The 229-nt window shown below is 42.8% G+C and carries 1 pseudogene; it reads right to left on the reverse strand.

The window, feature by feature from the left end:
- Positions 1-172 (reverse strand): annotated as a pseudogene (locus RYX56_RS25670) (ECF transporter S component); the annotation flags it as partial.
- Positions 173-229: the final 57 nt, after the last annotated feature.

A 229-nucleotide genomic window follows, 5' to 3' on the forward strand; every position in this document is an offset into this window, starting at 1 on the left:
CAATCGGACCGCCCAGCATCGCTGCCAACACCGTGCCGATGGAATCAAGCCATAATGGCAATTTCAACATACCGGCAATGAGTTTGCCAATATAGTTAATACCTACAGCAACAGGAATCAAAACGAGTGCTGCCGTTGAAAAATGCCATGACCACATGCTTTGTTTATTCATTCGATAACCCCCTTTTACTACCAGTATAGTTGTTGTCTTTACACTTGACAATACAAT

This window comes from Alkalihalophilus lindianensis (assembly GCF_032843265.1).
GTDB lineage: Bacteria > Bacillota > Bacilli > Bacillales > Bacillaceae_D > Alkalihalophilus > Alkalihalophilus lindianensis.